Source organism: Paenibacillus sp. FSL M8-0212 (assembly GCF_038004645.1).
Taxonomy (GTDB): Bacteria; Bacillota; Bacilli; order Paenibacillales; family Paenibacillaceae; genus Paenibacillus.
In genome coordinates, this window is the sequence record NZ_JBBORP010000001.1 from 4744564 (window position 1) to 4757377 (window position 12814).

The 12814-nt window shown below is 44.1% G+C and carries 14 protein-coding genes and 1 tRNA gene; 10 read left to right on the forward strand and 5 right to left on the reverse strand.

The genetic code is table 11. From position 1 onward, the window contains the following. Positions 1–95 precede the first annotated feature (95 nt). The 4 genes from MKX68_RS20840 (at position 96) to MKX68_RS20855 (ending at position 1827) form a co-directional block, all read left to right on the forward strand. Positions 96–263: a hypothetical protein gene (locus tag MKX68_RS20840; protein ID WP_338587935.1), complete on the forward strand. Its 168-nt coding sequence runs from the start codon at positions 96–98 to the stop codon at positions 261–263. Positions 264–434: 171 nt separating this feature from the next. Beyond that, complete coding sequence (locus MKX68_RS20845) at positions 435–1109, forward strand: hypothetical protein (protein WP_340913977.1); 675 nt, start codon at positions 435–437, stop codon at positions 1107–1109. 116 nt (positions 1110–1225) lie between these two features. After that, a complete protein-coding gene (locus MKX68_RS20850; RefSeq protein ID WP_082219140.1) occupies positions 1226–1339 on the forward strand; it encodes a YjcZ family sporulation protein in 114 nt (37 codons plus the stop codon). Between the two features lie 158 nt (positions 1340–1497). Further along, positions 1498–1827 (forward strand): DUF1904 family protein, encoded by a 330-nt coding sequence (locus MKX68_RS20855; protein ID WP_133385522.1) that lies wholly within the window; start codon positions 1498–1500, stop codon positions 1825–1827. A gap of 40 nt (positions 1828–1867) precedes the next feature. Here the strand turns inward: MKX68_RS20855 and MKX68_RS20860 are convergent, their stop codons facing one another. From MKX68_RS20860 to MKX68_RS20870, 3 genes are all read right to left on the reverse strand, one after another. After that, positions 1868–2641, reverse strand: a complete 774-nt coding sequence (locus MKX68_RS20860) for an MFS transporter (protein WP_340913978.1) — start codon at positions 2639–2641, stop codon at positions 1868–1870. 46 nt (positions 2642–2687) lie between these two features. Further along, complete coding sequence (locus MKX68_RS20865; protein WP_340913979.1) at positions 2688–3080, reverse strand: hypothetical protein; 393 nt, start codon at positions 3078–3080, stop codon at positions 2688–2690. A gap of 141 nt (positions 3081–3221) precedes the next feature. Continuing rightward, positions 3222–3416 (reverse strand): DUF6199 family natural product biosynthesis protein, encoded by a 195-nt coding sequence (locus MKX68_RS20870; protein WP_036614780.1) that lies wholly within the window; start codon positions 3414–3416, stop codon positions 3222–3224. Positions 3417–3723: 307 nt separating this feature from the next. On the opposite strand from MKX68_RS20870, the gene MKX68_RS20875 reads away from it, so the two are divergent. Both MKX68_RS20875 and MKX68_RS20880 read left to right on the forward strand, forming a co-directional pair. After that, positions 3724–4872, forward strand: coding sequence for a sensor histidine kinase (locus MKX68_RS20875; RefSeq protein ID WP_340913980.1), 1149 nt, complete (start codon positions 3724–3726; stop codon positions 4870–4872). Between the two features lie 109 nt (positions 4873–4981). Further along, positions 4982–5464, forward strand: a complete 483-nt coding sequence (locus MKX68_RS20880) for a NucA/NucB deoxyribonuclease domain-containing protein (protein ID WP_340913981.1) — start codon at positions 4982–4984, stop codon at positions 5462–5464. A gap of 193 nt (positions 5465–5657) precedes the next feature. Here MKX68_RS20880 and MKX68_RS20885 read toward each other — a convergent pair whose 3' ends face one another. Then, entirely contained in the window at positions 5658–5882 is a 225-nt protein-coding gene (locus MKX68_RS20885; RefSeq protein WP_017687353.1) for a hypothetical protein, read from the reverse strand. A 207-nt stretch (positions 5883–6089) separates the two neighbouring features. Here MKX68_RS20885 and MKX68_RS20890 point away from each other — a divergent pair, with 207 nt between their 5' ends. The 3 genes from MKX68_RS20890 (at position 6090) to MKX68_RS20900 (ending at position 10473) form a co-directional block, all read left to right on the forward strand. Beyond that, positions 6090–6539 carry a general stress protein gene (locus MKX68_RS20890; protein ID WP_124116048.1) on the forward strand — a complete coding sequence of 150 codons (450 nt, stop codon included), beginning with the start codon at positions 6090–6092 and terminating at the stop codon, positions 6537–6539. A 462-nt stretch (positions 6540–7001) separates the two neighbouring features. Then, positions 7002–7087 (forward strand) — tRNA-Leu (locus tag MKX68_RS20895). Positions 7088–7551: 464 nt separating this feature from the next. Next, on the forward strand, positions 7552–10473 hold the full coding sequence (locus MKX68_RS20900) for an insulinase family protein (protein ID WP_340913982.1): 2922 nt from the start codon (positions 7552–7554) through the stop codon (positions 10471–10473). A gap of 151 nt (positions 10474–10624) precedes the next feature. Here the strand turns inward: MKX68_RS20900 and MKX68_RS20905 are convergent, their stop codons facing one another. Next, a complete protein-coding gene (locus MKX68_RS20905; RefSeq protein ID WP_017687366.1) occupies positions 10625–11332 on the reverse strand; it encodes a helix-turn-helix domain-containing protein in 708 nt (235 codons plus the stop codon). Between the two features lie 250 nt (positions 11333–11582). Between MKX68_RS20905 and MKX68_RS20910 the strand changes: the two genes are divergently transcribed. Further along, positions 11583–12803 carry a MalY/PatB family protein gene (locus MKX68_RS20910; RefSeq protein ID WP_340913983.1) on the forward strand — a complete coding sequence of 407 codons (1221 nt, stop codon included), beginning with the start codon at positions 11583–11585 and terminating at the stop codon, positions 12801–12803. Positions 12804–12814 lie beyond the last annotated feature (11 nt).

The following is a 12814-nucleotide window of genomic DNA, read 5'->3' on the forward strand; positions in this document are numbered from 1 at the left end:
ATATTTATATAGAAATTGAAACCTTTAATTGGACTTCATCGTATTAATGGGATATTCAACCAATTATTTCTATAGTACATAAAGGAGACAGAGCTATGAAGAAAATGTTATCCGTTGCATTATATCCATTTGCTTGGGTGTTGGGGGCACTGAGTATTTTATCTGGAAATGCAAACAGTGTCCTATTGGTGAAAGATATCGCTACAGATCGAAGCTATGATGGACAGGCTATCTATGATAGTATTGAACGTAGAAATGCCTAACTACATATCATTCAACTGTAAAGGTAATTGTTTCACCTAGCAATAACATGAGAACCAATTACTCTTGAAGCGAAGTACGGTGAGCAGGAGTTCTGTCCGTACAATCTTTAAGCCGGTTTCGTACCTTATTCAGGTATGAACCGGCTTTTATTTATGAATGGGGGATGCCAGATGAAGATTATCATTGGACAACCGAGGCTGGAACAGCATTTGCTGCAGCTTGAAGCCGAACTCAAGCAACACCCTGATGCAGATATATTGTTCTTTCCTGAAGGTTATCTGAACCAGAATGTCGAAGACGCTTGCCGCTTGGCGGCAGAATATGGGACCATGATTGTATCAGGTCATCGCAGATTGGACGAACGTCCAAAGGACCGATCGATTATCATCAGTAAGGCTGGAGAGATTCTATTGGAGAAAGCTAAATATACACCTGCTGAGACGGCTCAGGAACAGGGTTGGGTAATAAGCACTTTATTGTGTGATGAGCTGGTCCTGCAAGGATTTGGCAATGAGAATATAGGGAATGTGGACATTGTGATGCATTCCATTGGTGTGGGCATGTTCAGTGAAGAGCAGTACGGTGAGTGGGTCGAAGAGGCTCGGCAGATCGCCTTAAAGCATCAATGTATTGTCATGGGGACAAGCCATGCGGATGGTTCGTACCGTGATAGCGAGATCTCCATTCCGATCGCCTATTGTATAACACCTGTTGGAGAGGTTGTTCTGGCATCCAGAAGTGATACACGTACTCGTACAATCCTTCTGGATAGAGAAAATACAGACCCATCACCTCAGGAGACAAGACAAAAACAACTGAAAATCTCTATCGCTCCATCCGGTTAAATCACCGGGTAGGAATCCTTGATGAATGGGCTGATGAACTTGCCGATTCGCCCGGTCACTTGCACGGAATACGCATATGTTATGGCATACCTTGAAATTCAAAGGAGGCCAATCAAATGAGTCAAGTTGGATACGGTTGTTGTAATGCTGGTGGCGGATGGACTTCCACAAGTGCAATTCTCGTGCTTTTCATCCTGCTCGTGATCATCACAAAATCTTTCTGGCTGTAAGTCACGTATAGAAACGTGCAAACAGTGGCTCCGCTGAGACTTCAGCGGGGCTTTTCCTATTTATAAGCAGCAACATAGCCATCCATGATATTTGACAACTGAAAACAATGTGCTTAAAATCACATAAGAGACTATTAACAGAGATTGAAGGGATAGCAATGCCGTTTATTCGCTTTAAAGGATTCACAGGTCCTCAGCTAGAGGAAGTTGTACCCCAAATTACAGAGCAGATGGCCCTAATTACTCATATTCCAAGGGAGAGAATGAAGGCAGAGCGTCATGATGTACAAGCGCTAACACCTTCTCCGGCTTCTATAGAGATTCTGATGTTTCAACGTGACCAGGAGATTCATAATCGGATTGCATCGTCGGTGCAAGCTATTTTGGAAGAAGCATACATGCCGGATGTGCATATTTTCTTCAATATATTGTCACCTACTTTGTATTATAAACAAGGTAAGCCGCTGACAGATTATCGATTGGATTGAGATTGTGAGGGACGAGCAGAATGTTGCTCGTCTTTTTGATTTACATATTTTTCGTACGTTTAGCAATGGGATGGTTCCTGTGAACCCTGCTCAACGATAATGAGCATAACGCAGACACAATAAACAAGGCTCCTCCGATAAGGTATACCCATCGAACACCCAGTTGATCGGCGACTAGACCAAAGATGACTATGGATACACTCATAACCGTGGATATCAGGACGCCATGTGCGGCGTATACCTTGGTTAGGGATTCGACAGGTACACTGTTCTCAAGCGCTGTCCGCTGAGCCACGTCACGAATCTGATGAACTGGACCCATGAGTATGCATAACACCAGAGCGAGCCATGGCAGGTTGTTTAGACCATAAACGACGGTCAGCAGACTGAAGAGAAGATATCCCATGGTCATACTAGCGATTAGATGTTTCTGAATACGTTTGGCCAGTGCAAGAGCCAGAATACCTCCAAGCATGGTTCCAGCAGCGTAACTCGAATTCATGAGTCCCCACCAACCTTCTCCTCGTCCCAGAGCTTCTTTTGCAAAGGCTAGCGTAACAGCTCCGATCCAGATGGAACCCGCAAGCGCCTGGGCAATGTCCATCAGCGTAATCAGTCGTAATGATGGATTGTTCCAAAGTATACTCCAACCTTCCCTCAATACATTCCGCGATACACCAAATTTCTGGGGTTGTTCTACATCCCGTGTGAGCGAGCCCATGGCAATCATGAAGATCAGAACGGCCCAGGACAGGCTTGTAGCTGCCCAGAAGGTCTGTGACGCCCCCCAGTTCATCACGGCGAATCCCGTCATGGCATAACCGACAATGGTTACAGTCTGATTGGAGAAAGATAGAAGGCTATTTGCTTTCGCCTTGAACCAATCGTGGCGTTAAAGTCTTCAGTAACGGAGTTTCCCATCCGTCCAGTAAGGATAGTATGACCACTCCGATCAATAGAAGCGGCAGTTGTGAAATCAAGTGATTCAACGAAATGGCTATACAGGTCATGATGAATGTTTTGGCTATGGAAATGCTGATCAATAGTCTGGAAAATGGGAAACGGTTCACAAGTAATGGCAAAGTAAAACCTGCTATTATGCGTGCAATGATCTGAATAAGTGGGAACATTGCAGCAGAGAGTACCGATCCAGTGAGACCGTATATATACGTAGTAATGACCATGATATATATGACATTAATAAGCGAGAGCAGCGTTTTGGCGGCCCAGTACGGATAAAATGCGATGTTCATGCCAATGATGTCCTTTCCGAAACGATATATCTATATTACGAGCATTGTTATCATTGCACCACAAACAAAGTTATCATTTTCCCGTCATTTCACCACAAAAAAAACTGCCCAACAGGGCAGTCATCTTCTAATACTTATAGTTCATGCCATAGCGAGTGTGAAGGCGATAAGCAACATCAGCAGGCTGGTCGTTCTGACCATAGTCATATAAGGCCTGCTGGGTTCGGCTTCACCCCGGGAAATCCAGCCATAGCGCAGGTACCAGCCGAATTTTGGGAAACAGAGATTGATGATACAGAGGACCATGAATATAAAAAAGAGGGTTCTCATACCCATCTTCCTTTCTCACTTACATAACGGATCTTATTTTAACGTTTGCGTCTGGTAAAAAAGACTACAATCAAAATAATAATGATGATAATTAACAGAAATTTCATGTATGTTCCTCCTGATGAGTAGTTAGGTTATTGTGGAATGTTAGTTATCAACTATTACCCAAGAACCACATGACTTGAATAACTATGTTACAATTAAAATATATTGATTTTATATCAACACATTCCGACTGGTTAGTTTTCTCTCCTTATATTGTACGATTGCAGAATATATAAACATTAACGTGTGTGAGATGAAGGAGGAAGGCATGAGCCAACATAATCAACTCTCATTACAATGGGAATTTATCATCTCGAAAGTGAAATCCTCCGTGACCGTGGTCGATGCTACCTTGCCTGAGCTTCCGCTCATGTATGTAAACGAACACTTTACCCAACTGACAGGATACACGTATGAAGAGTCTGTCGGACACAATTGCCGATTTTTGCAAGGGCAGGATACAGACCCCGAAACGGTAATGCAGATTCGTGATGCAATAAAGAAACAACAGTCCATTAAGATTGATATCTTAAATTATACAAAAAGTGGTCAGAAGTTCTGGAACGAACTGAATATTGATCCGATCTTTAATGAATCCGGAGAGTGTTTATATTTTGTAGGCATTCAATACGATATTTCAGAACGGAAGTATGCTGAACAGCAGTTGAAGTTTGCAACTTCCATGGCTGAGATGAACAGCAGAGGGCAATTGGAATTCATCGGCAAGCTGAATCACGAGCTACGTACCCCGCTTAACGGTATTATGGGCATGATCGAACTTGCCAGTATGGGTGAAACTACGGATGAGCAGACAGAATATCTGGAGCTTGCACGTCAATCAGGTGAGGCGCTGCTGAACATCATTAACAATAGCCTCGATATGGCGAAACTGGGCAGAGGCAAAATGGATGTTGAACACATTGAGTTTCAACCTCTGAAGCTGATTCAACAGATTGTGAAGACACATGAGCCTGCGGCACGGAATAAACAAATTCGTTTGCTCTGTCATGCTGATCTGAATGTTCCTGATGTGCTTATCGGTGATCCGCTAAGACTTCGGCAGGTTCTGGATAATTTGCTGAGTAATGCAATCAAGTTTACGGAACAGGGTAAAGTGCAGTTACAGGTGGATGTGAGGCAACAACTGACGGATACCGTTGTATTGGTATTCTCTGTGCGTGATACGGGAATTGGCATTCCTCAGCATCAGATCGAACAATTGTTTGATGCATTTACCCAGACCGACATCTCCCATGCGCGTCGATTTGGTGGAAGCGGTCTTGGTCTGACCATCTGCAAAGAACTGCTGGAACTGATGAATGGTCAGATTTCGGTGGAGAGTACAGAAGGGAAAGGCACACAGTTTGAGGTGACACTGCCCTTGCTGCGCCAAGAGGCCATTCCCAATGTAGGATAATCAATCAAGCAGGACAGCCGGGCGGTCTCGGCTGTTTTTTTATGTTATTGGATTGTTTTACGAACGGGCGTTCTGTTATAATGCAAGTGTTGAATGGGGGAGACACAGCATGAGTAAGAGACGCACAAGAAGAAAGCGTAAAGGTAAGCAAGGTTTCAAAAAGCAGGTACTGACGCTGGTAGCGATGCTGCTGGTAGCCCTCTACGCCTGGGCTGGGGGAGAATGGCCGGAGGAGATACCTAATCCATTCGGTGGGACTAATAAGAGTGTAGACCATACCATTACGTTCCCTTCAGAGCGTTATCCCGAAACAGCCAAACATATTAAAGCTGCTATCAAGGCAGGGCATTCGGATGTATGCACCATTGATCGTAATGGAGCCGAAGGCAATCGGGATTTATCACTTAAGGGTGTTCCGGTCAAAAAAGGTAAGGATCGTGACGAGTGGCCCATGGCGATGTGTGCTGAGGGAGGCGCAGGTGCAGATATCCAGTACATTACCCCGAAGGATAATCGTGGTGCAGGTTCATGGGTAGGGAATCAGTTAAGTACATATCCGGATGGAACACGAGTGAAGTTTGTAGTGAAGTAACAACAGGATATGGGTGGACAGAAACAAGAGTAGTAAGGCCTTTGTTGTGAGGCTAGTGGCAGCGTGGTACAGCATAAGTAGAAGAGAAAAACCAGACGTGCATGCGTCTGGTTTTTTGGTATGATGTGCTGGCATAAATAGATCCAGTTAACGTATCTATACGGGAACTGAGTTTCTAGGATTACAGATCCGACTATACGAGTTGCATTCCGCTTAAATGATGGGACCGGATGCTTAACAGACGCGTAACATGTTCAACCTCATCAAACGGTATCCACAGACTGCCGTGAACCGTACGTAAGGAAAGAATGGATGTATCAGCGGTACGCTCGGGAAATCCAGTTACCGTCTGACCGCTTGTATTACGAACCATGATCTGTTGTTTGCGCCGGATGGCAATTTCTACCTCTTTTTTCATAAGTCATTGCTCCTGATTATGAGATGTTAAATCCATATGTCAATGTTTTCAATGGTTAATTTGTCTTCTTTATCTAGTCTATCAGAACTAGGTATAGATTTCCAGAAGAGAAATCAACATTCTTCTAGGTGATTTGTCTTAGCTGTGGACGATCCGTTTTTGAATGGGGATTACGGGGTTATATTAGGGTAAAAGGAGGGGAACGGAATGACACAATTGATTATTGGGCTGGCCCGTACCGAAAACGAGGCTATATTGATGCTGAATCAGGTGAAAGAGGAAGGCATCAAGGATAAATATTTGGGAGCGGTGGCGAAGGAGCAGCTTAATCTGGAGCTGGTGAGCGAAAAGACGGGGCTGCCCAAACCTTTGAAGGGTGCCGGAACGGATGGTGCCTTTGGCGCTCTAAAAGGCATATTGGCTGGTCTGGGGAAGCGAATGGATCAGACGATGTCGATCGGAAATGCAGTGCGTAGACTCGCTGGTAATGAGATTGGGAGTGAGACCGATGATTTGGTGCTCACACTGACTGAAGCGGGGATCTCGGAGGAGGATGCGCGGTATTACGAAGATTGGCTGTTAAAGGACCATATCTTGGTTATCGTGGAGTGCAGTGAGGAAGAAGCGGCTCGTGTTCGACCTATTTTACTTTTTTAGTTTAATTTAAGGCTGATTTTAGGTTTCTTTAATGTTGGGGAGGTATTCTTATCTCACACCTCCCTTAATATAGATTGGTTTACCGGAAGTCCGGGACCGCAACTCGGACTTTCTAGGCACTGTGAGCTGACGCTTGCAGTGCCTGTTTCATTTATATAAGTTGAACTAAAGATTATTTACACTGACACTCCGATGACAGAATAACTTCTAATCGCTGTTATCCTCAGATTTTTTCGATTCCCTTTTCTCAAGGGAAAATCCGGGGATAGCGTATGCTTCCGATGTAGCTTTCTTTCAGAAAGCTTTTAGGCGAACGCTTCGCTTTTTCAGTTTTTTCTGTCCTCTCCGTTATCGTGTAAATCATTAGTTAAACTTATATAGTTAAATTTTTTTATAAAAAGTGTTGCAAAGTTAATTAGTTCATGGTAAGATATTTCTTGTCGCCAAGAAATACATAATCCTGCCGGGGTGGCGGAATTGGCAGACGCACAGGACTTAAAATCCTGCGGTAGGTGACTACCGTACCGGTTCGATCCCGGTCCTCGGCATCTTAAAAAGAAAGATCGCATGACGCTTGTTAACCAAGCTGCATGCGATCTTTTTTTGTGTTCTTTAATATCAATGTCACTTCATTGCAGACCACATCACCATGCAGTTCATAAACATATACCCTGCATAATACATATCAGAAGGTACATTTATCTGACTTTTATGAAGAGACGGAACAATGGTGTATACTATCCATAGGCATATATTACCTTTACCTTGCTGAACGATATAGGTTCAACTACACATTTACACGATAACGGAGAGGACAGAAATAACCTGAAGAAGCGAAGCGGGCGCCTTTATCCCCGGATTTTCCCGTTTAATAGGGAATCAAAAAAATCTGGGGATAACAGCGATCGGAAGGTTGTTCTGTCATCGGAGTGCCTGTGTAAATAACCATATTTGAACTTATGTAGAGTCACAAAACCAATAAAACAATCTTATGGACGGAGGACTCAAGTTTATGTTGAAACAGCTTAAGCCATACAAGGTGTTACAGGAGCGCAGAATTGAAGAACTGAAATCGGATGCGTATCTGCTTGAACACCAGAAATCCGGGGCCAAAATTGTACTTTTGTCCAATCAGGATGACAACAAAGTATTCAGTATCGGTTTCCGCACACCTCCGGAAGATGATACAGGGGTAGCCCATATCCTCGAACACTCCGTGCTCTGTGGGTCCAAGAAATTTCCGGCCAAGGATTCTTTTGTTGAGTTGCTGAAAGGTTCATTGAATACATTCCTTAACGCCATGACGTATCCGGATAAGACGATCTATCCGATCGCGAGTCGTAATGATCATGACTTCCATAATCTGATGGATATATATCTGGACGCAGTATTGAATACGAATATTTATGAGAATGAAAAGATATTTTTGCAAGAAGGCTGGAACTACAACCTGACCTCTGCTGACGATGAGTTAACCTACAACGGAGTTGTATATAACGAGATGAAGGGTGCCTTTTCTTCACCGGAACGAATGGTGCGCAGAGAAGTGCTGAACTCCCTTTTCCCGGATACCACATACTCCTCCGAGTCTGGCGGATTCCCAGAAGCTATTCTGGATCTAACGTATCAGGGGCTGCTGGATTTCCACACGAGATACTACCATCCTTCCAACAGTTACATTTATCTGTACGGGGATATGGATATGGAAGAGAAGCTGCAATGGCTGGATGAGAACTACCTGAGTGCATATGATCGCATCGATATTGATTCGGCCATTCAACTACAACCTGCCTTTGCAGAACGGGTAGACACAGTTAAGACTTACTCTGCGGGAAGTACGGAATCGGAAGTGGATAACAGCTTCTTGACCTACAACGCGGTAATCGGCACAAGTCTGGATAAGGAACTGAACATCTCGTTTCAAATTTTGTTATACGCCCTGCTGAACGCTCCGGGAGCGGTATTGAAACAGGCTTTGCTGGATAAAGGCATTGCGAAGGATGTCTACGGTTCGTATGATGACAGTCTATACCAGCCTGTGTTCACGGTGGGACTGAAGAAGAGCAATCTGGCGAGCAAAGAGGATTTCCTGGGAACGGTCAAAGAAGTGCTTGAGCGTGTGGTAAAAGAAGGTTTTGATCCGAAAGCGCTGCTTGCTGGAATTAACTCGTATGAGTTCAATCATAGAGAAGCGGACTATGGCAGAATGCCGAAAGGCCTGATCTACGGATTCTCTTCCCTGCAAGGCTGGTTGTATGATGAAGAAGCACCTTTCACTCATTTGGAAGCCAATGACGTATTTGCTGAATTGCGGACAAAAATGAACGAAGGTTACTTCGAGCAACTGATTGAGAAATATATTTTGCAGAACACACATACTTCTTTTGTGGCGCTTACCCCGGATAAGGGGCTGAACTCACGCAAGGAGGAAGCGTTGAAAGAACGTCTGAAAACTATTCAGGCTGGTCTTAGTGAGGAAGAAGTTCAGACGTTGATTCAAAAAACGGAGGCACTCGCCGAGTATCAGAATACACCTTCAACCAAAGAGCAGCAGCAGGTCATTCCGACGTTATCGATTGAAGATATTGAACCGAAGGCCTCTACGTTGCATCAAACGGTGAACCAGGTCGACGGCACAACCATTCTCCATCATAACCTCTACACCAACGGAATTGGTTATCTGAGACTGCTATTTGATATTAAAGAAGTGCCACGTCATCTCCTGCCGTATGCAGGATTGCTGAAAAATGTACTGGGTTACGTGGATACTCAAAACTACTCGTTTAATGAATTGTCCAATGAAATCCACATCCATTCAGGCGGTATTCATAGCGGGATTGGATCTTATGCTAACGCGCATAAGCACAATGAATTCAAGGCGACCTATGAGTTCAACGCAAAAGTGTTGTATGACAAGCTTGGATTTGCCTTTGATATGATCAAAGAAATTGTGTTCACATCCCAATTCGATAATTCGAAGCGGTTGTATGAGATCATCTCTCAGATGAAAGGTAATCTGCAACGTAATCTGATCAACAGCGGACACTCTGCGGGAATTGGCCGGTCTTCGTCCAAACATTCAGCGGTCGCGGATTTCAGAGAAGCTGTGAGTGGTATCGCGTTTTACCAGTGGCTTGAGGATCTTCAAGCGAACTTTGAGGCTAGAAAAGAAGAGTTATCTTCCAGCCTGCAAGAGTTGACGGGGCATATTTTTAGACCGGAGAACTTGCTTGTTAGTTACACTGCCGATGAGCAGGGATATGAAGGACTGGAGCAACAGGTATCCGATCTGAAAGCAAAGCTATTCACACATGAGGTTGCCAAGGAAGAGTTTACGTTCACACCGGCTATTCATAAGGAAGGATTCCGTTCCCCGTCAGAGGTGCAGTACGTGGTGCAAACGGGCAATTATATCGACAAAGGATATCAATATACCGGTTCACTACGGGTCTTGCAGGGAATCCTGTCTCTGGATTACTTGTGGACCAATATCCGCGCCAAAGGCGGAGCTTATGGCTGTATGTCAGGCTTCAGACGGAACGGAGACAGCTACGTTGCATCGTATCGCGATCCAAATCTCGATAAAACGTACAAAGTATATGAAGAGATACCGCAATATTTGACCGATTTCCGGGCAGACGAGCGGGAAATGACACGTTATATCATTGGTGCGATTCAGGATCTCGATACGCCGAGAACACCTTATGGCGAAGGAGCATTCTCGCTGGAGTGTTATCTGTCGAATGTGACTGAAGCGGATCTGCAACAGGAACGTGACGAAGTGTTAAGCACGAAGGAAACCGACATTATCGGTTTTGCTGAGCTTTTATCGGTCATACTTGAACAGCAACAGCGCTGCGTGATCGGTAATGAGAACAAGATTGAGGAACAGAAGCAAATGTTTGACGAGACGCTGGATTTAATTAAAAACTAAGCGTTAGTCTCGTTTATTCCCTGATCCAATAAGCGTCAAAGCAAAAGGCACTTTTATGAGCTGGTTTCAACAGCTTTTAGAAGTGCCTTTTCTAATGGGGAGGGACTGTCTCCATCCATATGATATGAGAATGTGTGACACGCTGCGTTGTTCAGGTGACAGCGAGCATGTTGTATATTTTCAGGGTCCGCAGATCTTCCTTTGAGATTTTTAATTCATTATATAACTCCTGATTCTCGGGCAGCGGGGTTCTGGAGAATAACATTTTGAGCGCGATAGGCATGAAAGGTCTGAAAGAGACACCAGCCATCAGTCCCCATTTTTTCTCCGATTCCTGAAAAGACGCCAAAATATTAATATATAGGTTCTCCAGCGGCGTGGCCTGATTTTTCAAAATCAGCGTGGTGAGTGTATCATAATGCTCGGTGTGGCCCCAATACATATTCTCGCACTCTTGATAGTTCTCAAAATCCTTCACATTCATATACATCACGGTGCGATAACGGTTGGCATCCGACTGAGCCATCATGTCAATGACACAACGAATGAGACTGTTATTACGCCCGTCATAGAAGTAGGAATAGAAACGTGTGGAGTTCTTGAAAAAGCTGGACGGGACCGCATTCATCAGGGGAGATGCATGCCTAGGTTCTTGATACAAGAGTTGCTCCACCTGAATGTTGAGCGCATTAGCAATATGATGTAACGTGACCAGATCAAGTGTAATATCTCCGCTCTCATATTTGGACAGAGTGCCCTTGCTTTTGAAGATCTGATCCGCAAGCTGTTGAATGGTCAATCCCCGCCACTTCCGAAAGTTTCGAATTTTCTTGCCAACTTCCTGATTGATATTGTTCATAAACGGTTCTCCTTATGTAATGTTTCTTGAGAGTACGTGAAAATGATGAAAGTCATTCATAAAAATGATGTTATATGAGAAATATATCACTTTTTCATCGAAATACCTATTTTGGAGAAACAATAAACTTCATTTGTTTCGTCAGAATAGATTGTATTACATTTGATGCAATTTCTACGTCATGGAATAATAGAGTTAATACGACATGAAACGACAATGAAAAAGTAAAGCAGATAGAGGAGCAGAAGCTATGAAATATAACTTTGATGAGATTATAGACCGCACAGGAACAAATGCCATGAATACGGATGGTTTCCGTCAATATATTTTTAACGCCACAGAGGACATGACTTTTCCATTCAAAGATGAAGAATTCATTCGCATGTGGATTGCAGATATGGAGTTCGCCACACCTCCCGAGATACTGGATGCAGTTAAGGAGCGTCTGGACCGTAGAATCATGGGTTACTCTCAGGTATTTGATCCGGCATACTATGAAGCTGTCTCGAATTGGATGAAGAGACACTATGATTGGTCCTTCCCGAAGGAGCATTTGGAGACCTCCAACGGAATAATCCCCGCTTTGTATGAACTGGTGGAATATATCTGTCAATCGGATGAGAAAGTACTGATCGTGACCCCGTCTTATGGTTTCTTCAAGTCAGCTGCAGAGCATAACAATCTTGAACTGGTGTGTTCGAATATGATCAATGAGCATGGGCATTACTCGATTGATTTTGAGGATTTTGAAGCCAAGGCCAAGGATGAGAAGGTAAGGGTATGTATTTTCTGCAACCCCCATAATCCGTCTGGACGCGTCTGGACAACAGAAGAGTTACAGCGTGTGGGTGAGATCTGTCTTAGGAACAATGTATGGATTATTTCGGATGAAATTCACTGTGATCTGCTGCGGACTGGTAAAAGACATACGCCACTCGCGAAGCTGTTTCCGGATACGGATCGAATCATTACATGTATGTCTCCGAGCAAAACATTTAACATGGCTGGTCTGATGTTCTCCAATGTCATCATTCCAAATAAGGCACTTCGAGACATCTGGCAGGCACGCCATTATGGTTTCAAAAACCCACTGAGTATTGCTGCCACACAAGCGGCTTACGAAATAGGGGATGAGTGGCTGAAACAATTAAAAGGTTATCTCGATGCCAATTTTGCATGCGTAGAAGAGTATGTGAAGCAGCATCTGCCACGGGCTGTCTTTCACATTCCCGATGCCACATATCTGGCCTGGATTGATATCTCGGCATATGCTCCCCAAAATGTAAGTTTACCGTTATTCTTTGCGGAGCAAGCGGGTGTGTTACTCGAAGATGGACATATGTTTGTAGCGAATGGTGAGGGTTGTATTCGGTTGAATCTGGCTTGTCCGCGTTCTGTCCTTCAGGAAGGATTACGGAGAATCAGCAGTGTGCTTGTGAAAGAAGTCGAAGAGGTACCTGTTCAAGTATAAAGTCATCGAGT